Origin of the sequence: Streptomyces sp. NPDC102270 (assembly GCF_044766405.1) — a bacterium.
Lineage (GTDB): Bacteria > Actinomycetota > Actinomycetes > Streptomycetales > Streptomycetaceae > Streptomyces.
The window spans coordinates 300,676-320,425 of the sequence record NZ_JBIWLX010000006.1; the positions used below are offsets into that span (position 1 = coordinate 300,676).

The 19,750-nt window shown below is 69.7% G+C and carries 23 protein-coding genes; 16 read left to right on the top strand and 7 right to left on the bottom strand.

Going from position 1 to position 19,750, the window contains the following annotated elements; translation table 11 throughout:
• Window positions 1-4: 4 nt before the first annotated feature.
• Window positions 5-2,107, bottom strand: a complete 2,103-nt coding sequence (tkt, locus tag ACIRP7_RS14170) for a transketolase (protein ID WP_403657929.1) — start codon at window positions 2,105-2,107, stop codon at window positions 5-7.
• Window positions 2,108-2,462: 355 nt separating this feature from the next.
• On the opposite strand from tkt, the gene ACIRP7_RS14175 reads away from it, so the two are divergent.
• Entirely contained in the window at window positions 2,463-3,416 is a 954-nt protein-coding gene (locus ACIRP7_RS14175) for a heme o synthase (RefSeq protein ID WP_403657932.1), read from the top strand.
• Window positions 3,417-3,460: 44 nt separating this feature from the next.
• Entirely contained in the window at window positions 3,461-3,793 is a 333-nt protein-coding gene (locus ACIRP7_RS14180; protein ID WP_403657935.1) for a hypothetical protein, read from the top strand.
• On the opposite strand, the gene ACIRP7_RS14185 is transcribed toward ACIRP7_RS14180, so the two are convergent.
• Window positions 3,794-4,021, bottom strand: a complete 228-nt coding sequence (locus tag ACIRP7_RS14185) for a hypothetical protein (protein ID WP_403657938.1) — start codon at window positions 4,019-4,021, stop codon at window positions 3,794-3,796.
• 162 nt (window positions 4,022-4,183) lie between these two features.
• On the opposite strand from ACIRP7_RS14185, the gene ACIRP7_RS14190 reads away from it, so the two are divergent.
• On the top strand, window positions 4,184-5,290 hold the full coding sequence (locus tag ACIRP7_RS14190) for an amidohydrolase family protein (RefSeq protein ID WP_403657941.1): 1,107 nt from the start codon (window positions 4,184-4,186) through the stop codon (window positions 5,288-5,290).
• A 19-nt stretch (window positions 5,291-5,309) separates the two neighbouring features.
• Complete coding sequence (locus ACIRP7_RS14195) at window positions 5,310-6,026, top strand: nucleotidyltransferase (RefSeq protein ID WP_403657943.1); 717 nt, start codon at window positions 5,310-5,312, stop codon at window positions 6,024-6,026.
• Here ACIRP7_RS14195 and ACIRP7_RS14200 read toward each other — a convergent pair.
• From ACIRP7_RS14200 to ACIRP7_RS14215, 4 genes are read right to left on the bottom strand one after another with little or no spacing between them, the layout of a single operon-like run.
• A complete protein-coding gene (locus ACIRP7_RS14200) occupies window positions 5,981-7,003 on the bottom strand; it encodes a heme A synthase (protein WP_403657945.1) in 1,023 nt (340 codons plus the stop codon). The two genes, ACIRP7_RS14195 and ACIRP7_RS14200, sit on opposite strands and share 46 nt — an antisense overlap.
• A 37-nt stretch (window positions 7,004-7,040) precedes the next feature.
• On the bottom strand, window positions 7,041-7,811 hold the full coding sequence (locus ACIRP7_RS14205; RefSeq protein ID WP_403657947.1) for an ABC transporter permease: 771 nt from the start codon (window positions 7,809-7,811) through the stop codon (window positions 7,041-7,043).
• Window positions 7,808-8,731, bottom strand: a complete 924-nt coding sequence (locus ACIRP7_RS14210) for an ABC transporter ATP-binding protein (protein ID WP_403657950.1) — start codon at window positions 8,729-8,731, stop codon at window positions 7,808-7,810. The genes ACIRP7_RS14205 and ACIRP7_RS14210 overlap by 4 nt, the downstream gene beginning before the upstream one ends.
• A 10-nt stretch (window positions 8,732-8,741) precedes the next feature.
• Window positions 8,742-9,599, bottom strand: coding sequence for an aminoglycoside N(3)-acetyltransferase (locus ACIRP7_RS14215; RefSeq protein ID WP_403657953.1), 858 nt, complete (start codon window positions 9,597-9,599; stop codon window positions 8,742-8,744).
• Between the two features lie 160 nt (window positions 9,600-9,759).
• Between ACIRP7_RS14215 and ACIRP7_RS14220 the strand changes: the two genes are divergently transcribed.
• From ACIRP7_RS14220 to ACIRP7_RS14255, 8 genes are all read left to right on the top strand, one after another.
• Window positions 9,760-10,503 (top strand): helix-turn-helix transcriptional regulator, encoded by a 744-nt coding sequence (locus ACIRP7_RS14220; protein ID WP_403657956.1) that lies wholly within the window; start codon window positions 9,760-9,762, stop codon window positions 10,501-10,503.
• Complete coding sequence (gene sufB, locus ACIRP7_RS14225; protein WP_352390552.1) at window positions 10,500-11,921, top strand: Fe-S cluster assembly protein SufB; 1,422 nt, start codon at window positions 10,500-10,502, stop codon at window positions 11,919-11,921. The genes ACIRP7_RS14220 and sufB overlap by 4 nt, the downstream gene beginning before the upstream one ends.
• 62 nt (window positions 11,922-11,983) lie before the next feature.
• Window positions 11,984-13,165, top strand: coding sequence for a Fe-S cluster assembly protein SufD (sufD, locus tag ACIRP7_RS14230; RefSeq protein WP_403657960.1), 1,182 nt, complete (start codon window positions 11,984-11,986; stop codon window positions 13,163-13,165).
• Window positions 13,165-13,497 (top strand): non-heme iron oxygenase ferredoxin subunit, encoded by a 333-nt coding sequence (locus ACIRP7_RS14235; RefSeq protein WP_403657963.1) that lies wholly within the window; start codon window positions 13,165-13,167, stop codon window positions 13,495-13,497. Before sufD ends, ACIRP7_RS14235 begins: the two co-directional genes overlap by 1 nt.
• A gap of 7 nt (window positions 13,498-13,504) precedes the next feature.
• Entirely contained in the window at window positions 13,505-14,269 is a 765-nt protein-coding gene (sufC, locus tag ACIRP7_RS14240) for a Fe-S cluster assembly ATPase SufC (RefSeq protein ID WP_057618339.1), read from the top strand.
• Window positions 14,266-15,522 (top strand): cysteine desulfurase, encoded by a 1,257-nt coding sequence (locus ACIRP7_RS14245; protein ID WP_403657966.1) that lies wholly within the window; start codon window positions 14,266-14,268, stop codon window positions 15,520-15,522. The genes sufC and ACIRP7_RS14245 overlap by 4 nt, the downstream gene beginning before the upstream one ends.
• A 17-nt stretch (window positions 15,523-15,539) precedes the next feature.
• Window positions 15,540-16,010, top strand: a complete 471-nt coding sequence (sufU, locus tag ACIRP7_RS14250; RefSeq protein WP_352390547.1) for a Fe-S cluster assembly sulfur transfer protein SufU — start codon at window positions 15,540-15,542, stop codon at window positions 16,008-16,010.
• Window positions 16,007-16,339, top strand: a complete 333-nt coding sequence (locus ACIRP7_RS14255; protein ID WP_028809645.1) for a metal-sulfur cluster assembly factor — start codon at window positions 16,007-16,009, stop codon at window positions 16,337-16,339. Before sufU ends, ACIRP7_RS14255 begins: the two co-directional genes overlap by 4 nt.
• Window positions 16,340-16,406: 67 nt before the next feature.
• On the opposite strand, the gene ACIRP7_RS14260 is transcribed toward ACIRP7_RS14255, so the two are convergent.
• Window positions 16,407-17,219 (bottom strand): AbfB domain-containing protein, encoded by an 813-nt coding sequence (locus ACIRP7_RS14260; RefSeq protein ID WP_403657971.1) that lies wholly within the window; start codon window positions 17,217-17,219, stop codon window positions 16,407-16,409.
• Between the two features lie 215 nt (window positions 17,220-17,434).
• Between ACIRP7_RS14260 and ACIRP7_RS14265 the strand changes: the two genes are divergently transcribed.
• The 4 genes from ACIRP7_RS14265 to dapD all read left to right on the top strand — a co-directional run bounded on the left by ACIRP7_RS14265 (window position 17,435) and on the right by dapD (window position 19,634).
• Window positions 17,435-17,755 (top strand): DMT family transporter, encoded by a 321-nt coding sequence (locus ACIRP7_RS14265; protein ID WP_390005607.1) that lies wholly within the window; start codon window positions 17,435-17,437, stop codon window positions 17,753-17,755.
• On the top strand, window positions 17,755-18,303 hold the full coding sequence (locus tag ACIRP7_RS14270) for a TetR/AcrR family transcriptional regulator (RefSeq protein ID WP_403657975.1): 549 nt from the start codon (window positions 17,755-17,757) through the stop codon (window positions 18,301-18,303). Before ACIRP7_RS14265 ends, ACIRP7_RS14270 begins: the two co-directional genes overlap by 1 nt.
• A gap of 93 nt (window positions 18,304-18,396) precedes the next feature.
• On the top strand, window positions 18,397-18,525 hold the full coding sequence (locus tag ACIRP7_RS14275) for a hypothetical protein (RefSeq protein ID WP_403657978.1): 129 nt from the start codon (window positions 18,397-18,399) through the stop codon (window positions 18,523-18,525).
• 119 nt (window positions 18,526-18,644) lie between these two features.
• The gene (gene dapD, locus ACIRP7_RS14280; protein WP_352390541.1) at window positions 18,645-19,634 is read left to right on the top strand and encodes a 2,3,4,5-tetrahydropyridine-2,6-dicarboxylate N-succinyltransferase; all 990 of its coding nucleotides are present in this window, start codon (window positions 18,645-18,647) and stop codon (window positions 19,632-19,634) included.
• Window positions 19,635-19,750 lie beyond the last annotated feature (116 nt).

Sequence of the window (19,750 nt, forward strand, 5' to 3'; positions counted from 1 at the left end):
AGCGTCAGCGCTGGGCGGCGGCGAGAGATTCCCGTGCCTGCGCGGCCACGTTCTCGCCGGTGAAGCCGAACTCCCGGAAGAGGACCTTGGCGTCCGCGGAAGCACCGAAGTGCTCCAGGGAAACGATGCGGCCGGCATCCCCGACGTACTTGTGCCAGGTCAGACCGATACCCGCCTCGACCGCGACACGGGCCCTCACGGACGGAAGCAGGACGCTGTCCCGGTACCCCTGGTCCTGCTCCTCGAACCACTCCACGCACGGCATGGAGACGACACGCGTCGGCACACCGTCGGCCTGGAGCTGCTCACGCGCCTCGACGGCCACGTGCACCTCGGAACCGGTGGCGATCAGGATGACCTGCGGGTCCGCGCTCTGCCCTTCGGGCCCTTCGGCCTCGAACAGGACGTAACCGCCCTTGGCGGCTTCCTCGTTGGGCTCGTACGTCGGCACGCCCTGACGGGTCAGCGCCAGGCCGTGCGGGGCACCCTTGCCGAACTCCTTGGTCCAGCGGCCCAGGATCTCGCGCCAGGCGATCGCGGTCTCGTTGGCGTCCGCAGGGCGGACCACGTTCAGACCGGGGATCGCGCGCAGCGAGGCCAGGTGCTCGACCGGCTGGTGCGTCGGGCCGTCCTCGCCCAGACCGATGGAGTCGTGCGTCCACACGTACGTCACCGGCAGGTGCATCAACGCCGAGAGCCGGACGGAGTTGCGCATGTAGTCGGAGAAGACGAGGAACGTACCGCCGTAGATACGGGTGTTGCCGTGCAGCGCGATGCCGTTCATCTCCGCGGCCATGGAGTGCTCGCGGATACCGAAGTGGATCGTGCGGCCGTACGGGTCCGCCTCCGGCAGCGGGTTGTCCGCCGGGAGGAACGAACTGTTCTTGTCGATCGTCGTGTTGTTGGAGCCCGCGAGGTCGGCGGAGCCGCCCCACAGCTCGGGGATCACGGCGCCGAGGGCCTGCAGGACCTTGCCGGACGCGGCACGGGTCGCGACGCCCTTGCCGGGCTCGAAGACCGGGATCGCCGACTCCCAGCCCTTGGGCAGCTCACCCGCGGCGACGCGCTCGAACTCGGCCGCGCGCTCGGGGTTGTTGTTCCGCCACTCCTGGAAGGACTTCTCCCACTCGGCCTTCGCCTGGCGGCCCCGCTCCAGCGCCTGCCGGGTGTGGTTGATGACCTCGTCGGACACCTCGAAGGACTGCTCGGGGTCGAAGCCCAGCACCCGCTTGGTCGCCGCGACCTCGTCGTCGCCGAGCGCCGAGCCGTGGGCGGCCTCGGTGTTCTGGGCGTTCGGGGCGGGCCAGGCGATGATCGAGCGCATCGCGATGAAGGACGGCCGGTCGGTGACCGCCTTGGCCTTCTGGATCGCCTCGAAGATCGCGACCGGGTCGAGGTCGCCGTTGGCCTGCGGCTCGACACGCTGGACGTGCCAGCCGTACGCCTCGTAGCGCAGAGCCGTGTCCTCGGAGACGGCCGTCTCGGTGTCGCCCTCGATCGAGATGTGGTTGTCGTCCCACAGCAGGATCAGGTTGCCGAGCTTCTGGTGGCCGGCCATCGAGGAGGCTTCGGCGGAGATGCCCTCCTGGAGGCAGCCGTCACCGGCGATGGCGAAGACGAAGTGGTCGAAGGGGGAGGTGCCCTCGGGCGCCTCCGGGTCGAACAGACCGCGCTCGTAGCGGGCGGCCATCGCCATGCCGACCGCGTTGGCGACACCCTGGCCGAGGGGACCTGTGGTGGTCTCCACGCCCTTGGTGTGGCCGTACTCCGGGTGGCCCGGGGTCTTCGAGCCCCAGGTGCGGAAGGCCTTGAGGTCGTCCAGCTCCAGGCCGAAACCGGCCAGGTACAGCTGGGTGTAGAGGGTCAGGGACGAATGGCCGGCGGACAGCACGAAGCGGTCGCGCCCGACCCAGTCGGGGTCGGCCGGGTCGTGCCGCATCACCTTCTGGAAGAGGGTGTAGGCGGCGGGAGCCAGGCTCATCGCCGTACCGGGATGGCCGTTACCGACCTTCTGTACGGCGTCGGCGGCCAGGACGCGGGCGGTGTCGACGGCCCGCTGGTCCAACTCGGTCCACTCGAGGTCTGTGGTGGTCGGCTTGGTGCTCACCCTGGGTCAGGGCTCCTCTCCACATGTCACGCATGTCGAAATGCCGGTGCACGGGACGCCCGGCCGTTGTCGAGCCTACCCCCGCAAGTACGTGCGTCTTTTCGAGTCATTCCAGACTGGCGGGCCGGGTTGGGATCCGCCTCCCGACTGGCCCGTACCGGCATTCGGCAAGTGAATACGCAGCCGCTCGTACGAGTGCTCAACAGAGTGGCGCCGAGCTCTTCCGGGGCCGTCCCCGGACACGACCGGACCCCCGCGAATGCCCGGGTATGGGCAACGTCTACAGTGGCGTGGTACGCGCGAGCCTTTACCGGTACTTCACACGGGTGAGGCTCGCTGGGATGTCTCTGTAGGGGTGTGCGTGACGGCCGTCGAATCCCGTCCAGCCGGAGTGCTGGGGGAGAGCAAGAGCTCGAGTCACCGGCCGTTCGGGGCCCGTGTCAAGGCATTCGTGGCGCTGACCAAGCCCCGGATCATCGAGCTGCTGCTGATCACCACCGTTCCGGTGATGTTCCTGGCGCAGCAGGGTGTGCCGGACCTGAAGCTGGTCCTGCTGACCTGTGTCGGCGGCTATCTCTCGGCCGGCGGCGCCAACGCGCTCAACATGTACATCGACCGCGACATCGACGCGCTCATGGACCGCACCTCGCAGCGTCCACTGGTCACCGGAATGGTGTCGCCGCGCGAGTGCCTGGCCTTCGGCATCACACTGGCGGTCGTCTCGACGCTGTTGTTCGGCCTCACCGTCAACTGGCTGTCCGCCTGGCTGTCGCTCGGAGCGCTGCTCTTCTACGTCGTCGTCTACACGATGATCCTCAAGCGTCGTACCTCGCAGAACATCGTGTGGGGCGGCATCGCCGGCTGCCTGCCGGTCCTCATCGGCTGGTCGTCCGTCACGAACTCCATGGCGTGGGCGCCGATCATCCTCTTCCTGGTCATGTTCTTCTGGACGCCGCCGCACTACTGGCCGCTGTCCATGAAGGTGCGCGAGGACTACGCGCGCGTGGGCGTGCCGATGCTGCCGGTGGTCGCCTCCAACAAGGTGGTCGCCAGGCAGATCGTCCTCTACAGCTGGGTGATGGTCGGGGTGTCGCTGCTGCTGCAGCCGCTCGGCTACACCGGCTGGTTCTACACGGCGGTCGCGCTGCTCGCGGGCGGCTTCTGGCTGTGGGAGGCGCACGGCCTGCAGAACCGGGCCAAGGCCGAGGTGACGGGCGCGAAGCTCAAGGAGATGCGGCTGTTCCACTGGTCGATCACCTATGTGTCGATCCTCTTCGTCGCCGTGGCGGTCGATCCCTTCCTGAGGTGAGGGTCACGTCGCCGTCCCCTCTACCCGTCGGTAGCATCCTGGTCATGGCAGACACGCAGCAGGTAGACGCGAAGGCCGAGCGCAAGGTCGCCCGGCTCGCCAAGCAGATCAGCGCCTTCTCCAAGGAGCACGGCGGCGCCGAGGGCCAGCTGGCCTACATCGGCGAGCGCGGCACCCGGATCGTCCTCGTCGGCGAGGACGGCGGCTGGGGCGACCTGGTGGCCCCCTCGTACGAGATCGCCGAGAAGGCCGTCGAGAAGTCCGGCATCACCGTTCACGAGGAGTTCGACGGCGAGTTCGCCGCGAAGGTGAAGACCGGGCCGTACGAGTGGAGCCGGATGGCGGGCATCCAGGTCGGCGGCCCGAGCAACGGCTGATCAACGCGCCCCGAAACGGCACGGGGCTGTAGCGGCGGCGACCGAGGCGAGGGGGTCGAAGTCCTCCCAGGCACCGCCCTGCGCCGGGCCGTGCTGTCCGCGGTGCCCGGTGAGCCGGGTCAGTGCTCCGGAGCGCACGTCGACGACCCGGATGCGGTACGGGCTGCCGGTGACGGTGTCGCCGCCGCGCTCGGCGTGCGGCTTCGCCGGGTGGGCGTTGTCGGCCACGACGGACCCGCAGTCGCGCGAAGGCCGGCGGGGTCCCTCAGCGTGGGCGAAACGGCTCAACCCGCGGCGCGCTTCGCACGGGGTGTGTGACAGCAACACCTGACGCCCGGTTCACCCGTTAGGACCTGTAGCAAGCGCACAGTCCTGCCACGGGGAGCCCGGATGATCGAAACGCCGTCCCTCGTGGACCAGTACTGCCACGGCGTACTGAGGACGGAGCTGGGTCTCGGCACCTTCGAGGCCCAGCTGGCCCGCACCGAGGGCCCACCCGCCCCGGGGACCACCCTGTTCGACACCCAGACGGGTTTCGCCGTACGGCGATGGTGCCCGCCCCTGCTCGGCCTGGAACCGCACTGTCTGCCCGCCCGCTATCTGGCCCGGCGCCGTGAACTGGGCGTCCTGGAAGCGGGCCGCAGGCTGCTCCGCGGCAGCGGCATCACGACCTATCTGGTCGACACCGGGCTGCCCGGGGACCTCACGGGACCCACCGAGCTGGCCTCCGCCGCGGCCGCCGAGGCCCGCGAGATCGTGCGCCTGGAACTCCTCGCCGAACAGGTCGCCGACACCTCCGGCACCGTCGAGTCCTTCCTCGCCAACCTCGCAGAGTCGGTGCACGGAGCCGCCGCGAGCGCGGTCGCCTTCACCTCGGTGGCCGGCGTACGGCACGGACTGGCGCTCGCGCCCGAGCCGCCGGGTCCCGGAGAGGTGCGGGGCGCGGCGGGCCGGTGGCTGGCGGGCCGCCGGGTGGGCGGCGAGCTGTCCGACCCCGTCCTGCTACGGCACCTGCTGTGGATCGCGGCCGCCTCCGGCCTGCCCCTCCAACTCCACGCCGGGCTCGGCGAACCGGGCCTGCGCATCGACCGCACGGACCCCGTCCTGCTCACCGACTTCGTCCGGGCCACCGCGGGCCTCGGCACCGACCTCGTCCTGCTGCACAGCTACCCCTACCACCGGCACGCCGCCCATCTCGCCGGTGTCTTCCCGCACGTCTACGCCGACTCCGGCGCCGCCCTCGCGCGCACCGGCGCCCGCGCGGCGACCGTCCTCGCGGAGATCCTGGAACTGGCCCCCTTCGGCAAGATCGTCTTCTCCAGCGGGGCCCACAGCCTGCCCGAACTGCATGTGGTGGGCGCCCGCCTGTTCCGCGAGGCGCTGGCCAGGGTGCTGGGCGGCTGGGTCACGGAGGGGGCCTGGTCGCTGGCCGACGCGCAGCGGGTGGCGGGGCTCATCGCGGCGGGGAACGCGCGCAGGGTTTACGGGCTGGAGTGAGCTGTACAGGATGGGATGCATGCAGACCGAGGTGTTACTCGACCGCTTCCTGACCGAGCTCGCCCCGCTCGAGCCCGTCGCCGTCTGGGCCCACGGCTCGCTGGCCGGCAGCGACTATCAGGAGGGCCGCAGCGACCTGGACCTGATCGCCGTACTCGACGGGCTGGGGCCGCGGACGGTCTGGCGGCTGGCGAAGGCACACGCCCGGCTGCGGGCCGAGCCGCTGTCCGGGCAGCTGCACTGCACCTACCTGACACCGTCGGCCGATCCGGGCCGTCGCCACCTCACCTGGGCGCACGAGGAGCTGTTCAAGCGGCCGGTCACCGCGGTGACCCAGCGCGAACTGCACAGCTTCGGGCGGGTGCTGCTGGGGAAACCGCCCGCGGACCTGCTGCCGCCGGTGTCGGACCGGGAGCTCACCGACTTCGTCGTCCGTGACCAGCGCGACTTCTGGCGCCCGGCCCTCGGCAACGCCCCGCTGTGGACGCGGGACGTGTGGGTCGACGGGGGGCTGCTGACCTTCGCCCGCGCGAGCGTCACCCTGCGGGAAGGGCGACTGATCAGCAAGCGCGAGGCGCTGGAACTGCTGCCGGGACTCGGGGCGCCCGTGGAGCTCGTCGAGGACATCCGGAGGCGCCGCTACGGCGAGCCCGGACCCGCCGTCGAGAACAGGGCTGCGCTGACCCGCGGTTACCTGGGCCCGGCGATCGACGAACTGGTGGCGGCGTACGACTGAACGGGCACCTCGGACGGCTCGCCCCCGGACCGCTCCCGCAGGGCCAGCAGGACGCGCAGGACACCGATCCAGACCAGCGCCGAGCCGAGCATGTGCAGACCGACCAGGAACTCGGGCAGGTCCGTGAAGTACTGGACGTAGCCGATGACGCCCTGGGAGAGGAGGACCAGGAACAGGTCACGGGTGCGGTGCAGGGGGCCCTTGGGGGCGTCGACCGCCTTGAGGATGAACCACAGGGCGAAGGTCAGCGACACCACGATCCAGGCCAGGACCGCGTGGACCTTGGCCACCGTCTCCCAGTCCAGCGGCATCCGATCGACCTCGCTGGAGTCACCGGCGTGCGGTCCGGCGCCGGTCACGACCGTGCCGACCAGGATCAGCAGGGCGGCGGCCGCGACCATGAACCACACCAGCTGCTGCACGGGCCTGCCGACCAGCGGGCGGGGTGCCGTGTCGCCCTCACGGGTGCGCTGCCACATCACCGCGGCGACCGTGATCAGGGCCGTCGTCGCCACGAAGTGCGCCGCGACGGTGTACGGGTTGAGACCCACGAGCACGACGATGCCGCCGAGGATCGCGTTGCTCATCACGATCCAGAACTGCGCCCAGCCCAGCCGTGTCAGGCTGCGCCGGTACGGCTTCTCGGAGCGCGCGGCGATGATCGCCCACCCGACGGCGGCGCACAACACGTACGTCAGCATCCGGTTGCCGAACTCGATGGCGCCGTGGAAGCCCATCGCGCTGGTCGCGGTCAGCGAGTCGTCCGTGCACTTGGGCCAGGTCGGGCACCCGAGCCCCGACCCGGTCAGCCGCACCGCCCCGCCGGTGACCACGATGACCACCGCCATGACGAGCGCGGAGAGAGCCGCCCGCTGAACCGTCCGGGGGGTCGGGGTCCAGCGTGCGGCGATGAAGGCGAGCGGGTTGCGGACGGCCGCTACGGCGTCGGCACGGGTCAGGTTCGGCACGCTTTCCATCGTAGAGGGCAGCTTGTGCACGCTTTCACGAGGCCCCCTACTCCCAGCGGAAGAAGCGTCCCGCCAAGGCCAGGCCCGCCACCGCCCACACCGCCAGAATCCCCAGATCCCCCCACGGCGTCCCGGTCCCGTGCTGCAGCACGTCCCGCAGGCCGTCGGACAGGGCCGTGATGGGAAGCAGGCTCAGTACGTCCTGGGTGCTTGAAGGGAACTTGGACAGGGGGACCATCACGCCGCCGCCCACCAGCAGCAGGAGGAAGACCAGGTTCGCCGCCGCCAGGGTGGCCTCCGCCTTCAGGGTGCCGGCCATCAGGAGGCCGAGGCCCGAGAAGGCCGCCGTGCCGAGGATCAGGAGCAGCAGGACGGCGAAGGGGTTGCCGTGCGGGGACCAGCCCAGCGCGAAGGCGATCACCGTCAGGAGGATCACCTGGAGGATCTCCGTCACCAGGACCGACGCCGTCTTCGCCGTCATCAGGCCCCAGCGGGGGAGCGGGGAGGAGGCCAGGCGCTTCAGGACACCGTAGCGGCGCTCGAAGCCGGTCGCGATCGCCTGCCCGGTGAACGCCGTGGACATGACCGCGAGGGCGAGGACACCGGGGGTGAGGAAGTCCACGGCCTTGCCCTGGCCCGTGTCGATGATGTCCACCCAGCTGAACAGGACCAGCACCAGGGCCGGAATCACCACCGTCAGCAGGAGCTGCTCGCCGTTGCGCAGGAGCATCTTCGTCTCCAGGACCGCCTGGGTCGCGATCATGCGTCCCAGGGGCGCCGCGCCCGGCTTCGGGGTGTACATACCGGTGGCCGTCACGCGCGCAGCTCCTTGCCCGTGAGCTCCAGAAAAACGTCTTCCAGGGTGTGCCGTTCCACCGAGATCTTCTCCGGCATCACGCCGTGCTGGGCGCACCAGGACGTCACCGTCGCCAGCAGCTGGGGGTTGACCTTGCCCACGACCCGGTAGGAGCCGGGGGTCAGTTCGGCCGCCGAGCAGTCCGCCGGGAGGGCCTTGAGCAGGGAGCCCACGTCGAGCCCGGGGCGGCCCGTGAAGCGCAGGGTGTTCTCCGCGCCGCCCCGGCACAGCTCTTCCGGGGTGCCCTGGGCGATGACCCGGCCGCCGTCGATGATCGCCACGTCGTCGGCGAGCTGCTCGGCCTCGTCCATGTAGTGCGTGGTCAGGACCACCGAGACACCGTCCGCGCGCAGGTCGCGGATCAGGTCCCAGGTCGCGCGGCGGGCCTGCGGGTCGAGCCCCGCGGTCGGCTCGTCCAAAAACACCAGTTCCGGCCGGCCCACGACGGCCATGGCCAGAGCCAGGCGCTGCTGCTGGCCGCCCGACAGCCTGCGGTACGTCGTCCGGCCGCAGCCGTCCAGTCCGAGGCGCTCGATCAGCGCGTCCACGTCGAGCGGGTGCGCGTGCAGTCTCGCCATGTGCCGCAGCATCTCGTCGGCCCGGGCGCCCGAGTACACGCCCCCGGACTGGAGCATCACTCCGATCCTCGGGTGCAGCTCACGGGCCTGGCGCACCGGGTCGAGGCCCAGGACCCGTACCGTGCCGGAGTCCGGCTTCCGGTATCCCTCGCAGGTCTCGACCGTCGTCGTCTTGCCGGCCCCGTTGGGCCCGAGAACGGCGGTCACGCCCGCCCGGGTCACCAGGTCGAGGCCGTCCACGGCGGTCTTCGTGCCGTACCGCTTCACCAGGGCGTGGACCTGGACCACGGGCTCACTTCGCATGCGCCCGAGTCTAGGTTCGCGGCCCGCGCCGCAGTCGGGCGGGTGCAGGATCTCCACCCAGCGCATTTCCGGGAACGTCCTCCCGTGAGCGGTGCAGCGTCAGCCACCGCTGCGCGTACCGCACCGCGTCCGCCACCGGGAACAGCCGTACGTCGGCCGCGCCCGCCCTTCCCCGTACGACGACGCCGCTGTCCCGCTCGAAGTCGTACCCGAGTTCGTCGAAGCGGTCCGAGGTGATCGAGACCTCGGTGACCACCTCCCAGCCGTCCGGTCCAGGGCGGCCGACCCGTACCCGGGGGGCCGGGACGCGGTACTCGGCGAGATGGAAGCTGGTGCAGGTGTCGTAGCCCGCGCCGAGGAGCAGCACCCGCGCGTGGAGCGCCTCGAGGCGGGCCAGGGGGCTCTGCTCGCCGAGGCGGCAGTCGGGGGCATGGCCGTCCAGGACCGCACGCGCGTGTGGCCCCATCGCCGCGAAGGAGGTCTGCGGGTGCGCGCTGCGCAGGGCGCCGGGCCAGGTGCGCACGGTCTCCGGGATCACGCCGACTCCGCGTGAGGGCGTGACGAGGGGGTCGTAGGCGGGCATGGTCGCCCGGATGGTGTCCCACCACTCCTCGGGCACCGGGGGGTTGCTCCACACCGCCGGGTCCGACAGGTCGCCGGTCTGGGTGGGGACCACCAGGGTGCCGTCCGGGCCGATTACGTCCAGGAGGGCCTGGACCACCGCGACCGGGCCGCCGCAGACCCAGCCCAGGGAGCTCAGGGAGGAGTGCACGAGCAGGATCTCGCCGCTTTTCACACCCAGCTCGCGCAGGTCTCCGGCGAGGGTCTCGCGAGTGACAAGTGGGCCGGTGGGAGGTGGTATGAGCATCCTCGCGAGTGTTCCCGACAGGACCGCCGGACGCCACCCGTTTGATCGATCAAAGATCGTTTCCCCAGGTCAGGTTAGGAGTACCTAAGTGATGTAGGGCACCGCCCGTCGTGACGGACGCGGGTTGCCCGGTCCTGAGGAATTACGCAACAATGGCGTTGTGAAAAACGTCGGCGAGGCTCGGGAGACCCCCACGGGGGCCCCTCAGGAGGAGCTCGCGACCGGTGAGCGGTCCACCCGCAACCGCGTCGCGCGATCCATCCTGGACCACGGCCCGTCGACCGTCGCCGAGCTGGCCGGGCGGCTGGGGCTCACCCAGGCGGCCGTACGACGTCATCTGGACGCGCTGGTGGCCGACGACGTCGTCGAGGCGCGGGAGCAGCGGGTCTACGGCGCGCGCACGCGCGGCCGCCCCGCCAAGGTCTTCGCGCTCACCGACTGCGGCCGGGACGCCTTCGACCAGTCGTACGACAAGCTCGCCGCGGACGCCCTGAGCTGGATCCAGGAGCGCTTCGGCGGGGACGAGGCGGTCGTCGCCTTCGCGCGCGCCAGGATCGCCGCGCAGGCCGAGGAGTACCGCAAGGTCGTCGAGGCCGCCGCCCCCGAGGAGCGCACCGAAGCCCTGGCCAAGGCCCTGAGCGCGGACGGGTACGCTGCTACGGCGCGCAGCGCACCGGTCGGCGAGCAGCTCTGCCAGCACCACTGCCCGGTGGCCCATGTCGCGGAGAAGTTCCCCCAGCTCTGTGAGGCGGAGACCGAGATCTTCTCCCAGCTGCTCGGAACGCACGTCCAGCGACTGGCCACCATCGCGCACGGCGACGGCGTCTGCACGACGTTCATCCCCAAGATTTCCCACATGTCTGATCACGCATCTGCAAGCACGGCCGGGAGGAACCCCGCATGACTCTCCCCACGGAGACTGCCCACCCCGAGCTCGAGGGCCTGGGCAAGTACGAATACGGCTGGGCCGACTCCGACACGGCCGGCGCTTCCGCGCGGCGCGGTATCAACGACGACGTCGTCCGCGACATCTCCGCGAAGAAGAACGAGCCGGAGTGGATGACCAAGCTCCGCCTCAAGGGTCTGCGCCTGTTCGGCAAGAAGCCCATGCCCAACTGGGGCTCGGACCTCTCCGGCATCGACTTCGACAACATCAAGTACTTCGTGCGTTCCACGGAGAAGCAGGCGGAGTCCTGGGAGGATCTGCCCGAGGACATCAAGAACACGTACGACAAGCTCGGCATCCCCGAGGCGGAGAAGCAGCGCCTCGTCGCCGGTGTCGCGGCCCAGTACGAGTCCGAGGTCGTCTACCACCAGATCCGCGAGGACCTGGAGGAGCAGGGCGTCATCTTCCTGGACACCGACACCGCTCTCAAGGAGCACCCGGAGCTCTTCAAGGAGTACTTCGGCACGGTCATCCCGGTCGGCGACAACAAGTTCGCGTCGCTGAACACCGCGGTGTGGTCCGGCGGCTCCTTCATCTACGTGCCGAAGGGCGTGCACGTGGAGATCCCGCTCCAGGCCTACTTCCGTATCAACACGGAGAACATGGGCCAGTTCGAGCGGACCCTGATCATCGTCGACGAGGGTGCCTACGTGCACTACGTCGAGGGTTGTACGGCGCCGATCTACAAGTCGGACTCGCTGCACTCCGCGGTCGTCGAGATCATCGTCAAGAAGAACGCCCGCTGCCGTTACACGACCATCCAGAACTGGTCGAACAACGTCTACAACCTGGTCACCAAGCGCGCCGTGGCGTACGAGGGCGCGACCATGGAGTGGATCGACGGCAACATCGGCTCCAAGGTGACGATGAAGTACCCGGCCGTCTACCTGATGGGCGAGCACGCCAAGGGCGAGACCCTGTCCATCGCCTTCGCGGGCGAGGGCCAGCACCAGGACGCCGGCTCCAAGATGGTCCACATGGCGCCGAACACCTCCTCCAACATCGTCTCCAAGTCGGTGGCGCGCGGTGGCGGTCGTACGTCCTACCGCGGTCTCGTCGAGATCGGCGAGGGCGCCCACGGTTCCAAGTCCAACGTGCTGTGCGACGCGCTGCTCGTCGACACCATCTCCCGCTCCGACACGTACCCCTACGTGGACGTCCGCGAGGACGACGTGTCGATGGGCCACGAGGCGACTGTCTCCAAGGTCTCCGAGGACCAGCTCTTCTACCTGATGAGCCGTGGTCTGAGCGAGTTCGAGGCGATGGCGATGATCGTGCGCGGCTTCGTCGAGCCCATCGCGAAGGAGCTGCCGATGGAGTACGCGCTGGAGCTCAACCGGCTGATCGAGCTGCAGATGGAAGGCGCGGTCGGCTGACGCCCGCCCCCTTTCGGACACAGCTAGCGAACCTGACGTAGGAAGAGAGCAGACCGACAGCCATGGCTGAGGCTCAGAACATTCCGGTGGGCAGCACGACCGCCGGCCAGATCGCGGTGGCCGCCGAGTCGACCGTCGCCACGCGCATGAGCGCGCCCCCGTCCTTCGACGTGGCGGACTTCCCGGTCCCCCACGGCCGCGAGGAGGAGTGGCGGTTCACCCCGCTGGAGCGCCTGCGCGGGCTGCACGACGGCACCGCGGTCGCCACCGACGGCGGCGTGAAGGTCGACATCACGGCGCCCGAGGGCGTGGTGATCGAGACCGTCGGCCGCGACGACGCCCGGCTCGGCAAGGCCGGCACCCCGGTGGACCGCATCGCCGCCCAGGCGTACTCGGCGTTCGAGAAGGCCGGCGTGGTCACCGTCCCCAAGGAGACGGTGCTCACCGAGCCGATCCGCATCGCCGTGCACGGCGAGGGCGGGGTCCGCTACGGCCACCAGGTCGTCGAGCTGGGAGCCTTCGCCGAGGCCGTCGTCGTCATCGACCACACCGGTGACGCCGTACTCGCCTCCAACGTCGACTACATCCTGGGCGACGGCGCCAAGCTGACCGTCGTGTCCGTCCAGGACTGGGACGACAAGGCCGTGCACGTGGCCCAGCACAACGCGCTCATCGGCCGGGACGCCACCTTCAAGTCGTTCGTGGTCACCTTCGGCGGCGACCTCGTCCGGCTGCACCCCCGCGTCGCCTACGCCGGCCCCGGCGGCGAGGCCGAGCTGTTCGGCCTGTACTTCACGGACGCCGGCCAGCACCAGGAGCACCGTCTCCTGGTCGACCACAACACCCCGCACTGCAAGTCGAACGTCGCCTACAAGGGCGCGCTCCAGGGCGAGGGCGCCCACGCGGTGTGGATCGGTGACGTGCTCATCGAGGCCAAGGCCGAGGGCACCGACACCTACGAGATGAACCGCAACCTCGTCCTCACCGACGGCGCCCGGGTCGACTCCGTGCCGAACCTGGAGATCGAGACCGGCGAGATCGTCGGAGCGGGACACGCCTCGGCGACCGGCCGCTTCGACGACGAGCAGCTCTTCTACCTGATGGCCCGTGGCATCCCCGCCGACGAGGCCCGGCGTCTGGTCGTCCGCGGCTTCTTCGCCGAGCTGGTCCAGCAGATCGGTGTCGACGACATCGAGGAGCGCCTTCTCGTGAAGATCGACGAGGAGCTGGAGGCCACCGTCTGATGGCCTACGACCGTGCCCGTTTCGTTCGGGCCTGCGGGCTGAGCGAGCTGGAGGAGGACACCCCGAAGCGGGTGGAACTCGACGGCACGCCGGTCTCGGTCGTCCGTACCGAGGGGGAGGTGTTCGCCATCCACGACATCTGCTCCCACGCGAACGTCTCGCTCTCCGAGGGCGAGGTGGAGGACTGCCAGATCGAGTGCTGGCTGCACGGCTCCAGCTTCGACCTGCGCACCGGTAAACCGTCCGGCCTTCCCGCGACGCGCCCCGTCCCCGTATATCCCGTAAAGATCGAAGGGGACGATGTGCTCGTCTCCCTTTCCCAGGAGTCCTGAGGCACCCATGGCAACGCTTGAAATCCGAGACCTGCACGTCACCGTCGAGGCCGACAACGCCACGAAGGAGATCCTCAAGGGTGTCGACCTGACCGTGAAGCAGGGCGAGACGCACGCCATCATGGGCCCCAACGGCTCCGGCAAGTCGACGCTCGCCTACTCGCTCGCGGGTCACCCGAAGTACACCATCACCGGCGGCACCGTCACCCTCGACGGCGAGGACGTCCTGGAGATGTCCGTCGACGAGCGCGCCCGCGCGGGCCTGTTCCTGGCGATGCAGTACCCGGTCGAGGTCCCCGGCGTCTCGGTCTCCAACTTCCTCCGTACGTCCGCCACCGCCATCCGCGGCGAGGCCCCCAAGCTGCGGACGTGGGTGAAGGAGGTCAGGGAGACCATGGAGCGCCTCCACATGGACCCGGCCTTCGCCGAGCGCAACGTCAACGAGGGCTTCTCCGGCGGTGAGAAGAAGCGCCACGAGATCCTCCAGCTCGAACTGCTCAAGCCGAAGGTCGCGATCCTCGACGAGACGGACTCCGGCCTCGACGTCGACGCCCTGCGGGTCGTCTCCGAGGGCGTCAACCGCGTCCGCGAGACCGGCGAGGTCGGCACCCTGCTGATCACGCACTACACGCGCATCCTGCGCTACATCAAGCCCGACTTCGTCCACGTCTTCTCCGGCGGTCGCATCGTCGAGTCCGGCGGCGCCGAGCTCGCCGACAAGCTGGAGAACGAGGGCTACGAGGCATACACGAAGGGTGGCGTATCCGCGTGACGCAGCTGCCGGGCCTCCTCGACACCGAGGCGATCCGCAAGGACTTCCCGATCCTGGACCGCCTGGTCCACGACGACCGGAAGCTCGTGTACCTGGACAACGCGGCGACCTCGCAGAAGCCGCGCCAGGTGCTGGACGCCCTGAGCGAGTACTACGAGCGGTACAACGCCAACGTCCACCGCGGTGTGCATGTGCTCGCCGAGGAGGCCACGGCGCTGTACGAGGGCGCGCGCGACAAGGTCGCCGAGTTCATCAACGCGCCCTCGCGCAACGAGGTGATCTTCACCAAGAACGCCTCCGAGTCGCTCAACCTCGTGGCGAACATGCTGGGCTGGGCGGATGAGCCCTACCGCGTGGACTCCGAGACCGAGATCGTCATCACGGAGATGGAGCACCACTCCAACATCGTGCCGTGGCAGCTGCTGGCGCAGCGCACGGGCGCGAAGCTGAAGTGGTTCGGGCTGACCGACGACGGCCGCCTCGACCTGTCCAACATCGACGAGATCATCACCGAGAAGACGAAGATCGTCTCCTTCGTGCTGGTCTCCAACATCCTGGGCACGGTCAACCCGGTCGAGGCGATAGTGCGCCGGGCACAGCAGGTCGGTGCCCTGGTCTGCATCGACGCCTCGCAGGCCGCGCCGCACATGCCGCTGGACGTACAGGCCCTGCAGGCCGACTTCGTGGCCTTCACCGGTCACAAGATGTGCGGACCGACGGGCATCGGCGTGCTGTGGGGCCGGCAGGAACTCCTCGAGGACCTGCCGCCGTTCCTCGGCGGCGGCGAGATGATCGAGACCGTGTCGATGCACTCGTCGACGTACGCCCCGGCGCCCCACAAGTTCGAGGCGGGCACCCCTCCGGTCGCGCAGGCGGTCGGTCTGGGCGCGGCGATCGACTACCTGAACGCCATCGGCATGGACAAGATCCTCGCCCATGAGCACGCGCTGACCGAGTACGCGGTCCAGCGCCTGACGGAGATCCCCGACCTCAGGATCATCGGCCCGACCACGGCCGAGGACCGGGGCGCGGCGATCTCCTTCACGCTCGGCGACATCCACCCGCACGACGTGGGCCAGGTCCTCGACGAGCAGGGCATCGCGGTCCGGGTCGGCCACCACTGCGCGCGGCCGGTCTGCCTGAGGTACGGAATTCCCGCGACCACGCGAGCGTCGTTCTATCTGTACTCCACTCCGGCCGAGATCGACGCACTGGTCGAGGGGCTGGAGCACGTACGGAACTTCTTCGGCTGACGGGAACGGGCTATCGCATGAAGCTGGATTCGATGTACCAGGAAGTCATCCTGGACCACTACAAGCACCCGCACGGGCGTGGTCTCAGGGATGGCGACGCCGAGGTGCACCACGTGAACCCGACGTGCGGCGACGAGATCACCCTCCGAGTGAAGTACGACGGCACGACGATCGAGGACGTCTCCTACGAGGGTCAGGGCTGCTCGATCAGCCAGGCCAGCGCCTCCGTACTGAACGATCTGCTGGTCGGCAAGGACCTGGCGGACGCGCAGCGGATCCAGGAGACCTTCCTGGAGCTGATGCAGTCCAAGGGCAGGATCGAGCCCGACGACGCGATGGAGGAGGTGCTGGAGGACGCGGTCGCGTTCGCCGGTGTCTCCAAGTACCCGGCCCGGGTCAAGTGCGCCCTCCTCAGCTGGATGGCATGGAAGGACGCGACGGCCCAGGCGCTGGACGCCGGAGCCGACGCCGAAAGGAAGACGGCATGAGCGAGACCGTTGAGATGAAGCCGGCCTCGGAGGAAGAGGTCCGCGAGGCGCTGTACGACGTCGTCGACCCCGAGCTGGGCATCGATGTCGTCAACCTCGGCCTGATCTACGGCATCCACATCGACGACGCGAACATCGCGACCCTCGACATGACCCTGACCTCGGCGGCCTGTCCGCTGACGGACGTCATCGAGGACCAGGCCAAGTCCGCCACGGACGGCCTCGTCAGCGAACTCCGCATCAACTGGGTGTGGATGCCGCCGTGGGGCCCGGACAAGATCACGGACGACGGACGCGAGCAGCTTCGGGCGCTCGGGTTCAACGTCTGACAGACGTGCACGTGGGAAAGCGGCGGCGCCTTCCGGGTGCCGCCGCTTTCCGGTGCTCGGACGCGGTTCAGGCCAGGCCGTCCACCAGCTGGAACGACGAGTCCGACAGATACGGCGAGCTGTACTCGAAGCGTTCCAGACGGATCACGAAGTTGCTGTGGCGCAGGAAGTAGCCGGGGTAGTTCACCGACTCCAGCATCGTCGCGCTGGTGTAGGCGGCGTCCCGGGGGCAGAACGTGGCGTCCTGTCGGAAGAGGGACGAGCCGTCGTCGCGGTCGGCCCGCAGGACGAAGTTGCGGTGGCGCAGGTACTTGCCGTCATGAGTGGTGAACGAGTAACACGAGGCGTTCGCCAGGCCCTTGACCTGCTTGAAGGTGGAATCCTCGCGGGATTCCGAACCGCGGACCGGGTCCAGGCCCACATAGCCGTCGTCCACGTGCCAGTAGCGGTCGGGGTAGTTGACCGAGCGGACCGAGCGGTAGGTCACCGAGGGCTTCGGCTTGGCCGAACTGCCCTTGGAAGCCGTGGGCTTGGGCGGCTTCGGGGTGGCCGTGACCGCGACGGTGGGGCCGGTGCCCTGCTGCCGGGGGCCCCGGGGAGTGGGGGACACCGACGAAAGGCCGCTGTCGCCCTGCGGCGCCGTGGTCGTCACGGGTTGCGAGGAGAAGGAGATCAGGCCTCCCTCGTCCCGTGCGGTTTTTGACGAATCGTCACCTCTGTCGTCGGTGGCGGCTATCGCCGCCACACAGGCGATGATCGTGGCCACCGCCAGCGCCCCGGCGAGATAGAGCCGTCGGGTGCCGGGCGTGCGGGAGGTGTCCAACGTCCAGCCGTTCTCCCAGGGGCGGTTCTGGGGCGGCCGGGACTTCTCTTCGGGCATGCGCTGTTCCTCCGGCGCGGCGCGAGGCGACGTGCCGCTGCTGTGGTGGCGCGGTATGTGAATGGTGAAACACAAGTGGTTCGGAGGAACACTAGTGGTTACCGGCGGTCCCGAGCAGCCCTTTGAAGCGGCCGGTTTCCACATTCCTCGCTCAAGCGGGCCTCAGCCCGCCCATATGCGGCGACGGCAACCCGCGGTTATGTACGCTCGTACACATGGGATACCTGCTGCTCGCCGGAGCCATCGCCGCCGAGGTCGGAGCGACCACGGCCATGAAGTACACCGAGGGCTTCAGCCGGCTCGGGCCCTCGCTGCTGACCGTGCTCGGCTATGTCCTCTCCTTCGCGCTGCTCGCCCAGACGCTGAAGACGGTGTCGGTCGGCACCGCGTACGCGATCTGGGCCGGAGCGGGCACCGCGGCCATCGCCGCGATCGGGATGGTCTTCCTCGGGGAGGGGATGACGGTCACCAGAGCCGCCGGGATCGCGCTGATCATCGTGGGCGTCGTGGTCCTGAACCTGGGCGGGGCGCACTGATGGCCCGGCGGTACGACCCCGAGCGCCGGCAGCGGATCATCGACGCCGCCATCCGGGTCGTGGGGGAGAAGGGGCTCGCGGGGCTGAGCCACCGCAGCGCCGCCGCTGCGGCCGATGTGCCGCTCGGATCGACGACGTACCACTTCAAGAGCCTCGACGAGCTGATGGTCGCCGCGCTGCGCCAGGCCAGCGAGGGCTTCGCCAAGGCGGTCGCCGCGCACGGCGCCCTGGACGACCCCGGCGGTGACCTGGCCGCCGGGCTCGCCCGGGTCCTCGGCGACTGGCTCGGCGGCGACCGCACCGGCGTCGAGCTGGAGTACGAGCTCTACCTCGCCGCCCTGCGCCGCCCCGCCCTGCGCCCCGTCGCCGCCGAGTGGGCCGACGACCTCGCCGAACGCCTCGCCCGCCGCACGGACCGGGTCACGGCACGGGCGCTGGTCGCGCTGATGGACGGGATCTGTCTCCAGGTGCTGCTGACCGGAGTGCCGTACGACGAGGAGTATGCGCGGGAGGTGCTGGCGCGGGTGATCCCGGTCGGGACCGGGTGATGCGCTGAGATTCCCGCGCCGGCCGTGAACTCTTCGCGGCCCATCGGGCAACAGGGGGTGTCACGCACACACCGACGAACCAGGGGGAGCCTTGTGAGTGGGCCACCGTCGTCCACGGCACGGACGGAGGACGACGCGGAGGTCGTGGCCCGGTCGCTGGAGCAGCCGGAGCTGTTCGCGCGGCTCGACGACCGCTACGGCCGTCGTCGCCCGGGCCGGTGATCGCGGCTGACCCCACCGACCGGGCGGCCCGCACCGCGGGGGAGTGCGGGCCGCCCATCACCCGAGACGCCCCGTGTACGGGTTCGCGTACCGTGCCCCGCGCCGGTTAGGTTTCCCTCATGACCGACACGACTGCTCCGCGCACCACCGGCGCCATCGCCGCAGGCCTCGCCACCGTCGCCGCCGACGGCACCGTCCTCGACACCTGGTTCCCCGCTCCCGAGCTCTCCGCCGAACCCGGCCCGGCCGGCACCGAGCGGCTCTCGGCCGACCGGGCCGTGGAACTGCTCGGCGAAGGCGCCGCCAAGGCGATCGGACCGGACGCCCGCCGTGGCGTCGAGGTGATCGCGGTCCGCACGGTCATCGCCTCCCTCGACGACAAGCCGCTCGACACGCACGACGCCTACCTGCGTCTGCACCTGCTCTCGCACCGTCTGGTCCAGCCGCACGGCCAGAGCCTGGACGGCATCTTCGGCCTCCTGCCCAACGTCGCCTGGACCTCGCTCGGCCCGGTCGCCGTCGACGAGATCGAGAAGGTGCGTCTCAACGCCCGCGCCGAGGGCCTGCACCTCGCGGTGACGAGCGTCGACAAGTTCCCGCGCATGACGGACTACGTGGCCCCCAAGGGCGTCCGCATCGCCGACGCCGACCGGGTCCGCCTCGGCGCGCACCTCGCCGCGGGCACCACCGTCATGCACGAGGGCTTCGTCAACTTCAACGCGGGCACGCTCGGCACGTCGATGGTCGAGGGTCGCATCTCGGCCGGTGTCGTGGTCGGCGACGGCTCGGACATCGGCGGTGGCGCCTCCACCATGGGCACGCTCTCCGGCGGCGGCAACGTCCGCATCACCATCGGCGAGCGCTGCCTGATCGGCGCCGAGGCGGGTGTCGGCATCGCGCTCGGCGATGAGTGCGTCGTCGAGGCCGGTCTCTACGTCACCGCGGGCACCCGGGTCACCATGCCCGACGGCCAGATCGTCAAGGCCCGCGAGCTCAGCGGCGCCTCGAACATCCTCTTCCGCCGCAACTCCGTCACCGGCACGGTCGAGGCCCGCCCGAACAACGCGGTCTGGGGCGGCCTCAACGACGTCCTGCACAGCCACAACTGAACCCGCGCAACCGATCCGCGCCACCGAAAGTCGCCGCAGAGGACAGAGTTCCTCCGCGGCGATTTTTTTTCGTGGGGGTGGCATAGCGGCGGCGACCCGCACGCGTCACAAGGGTC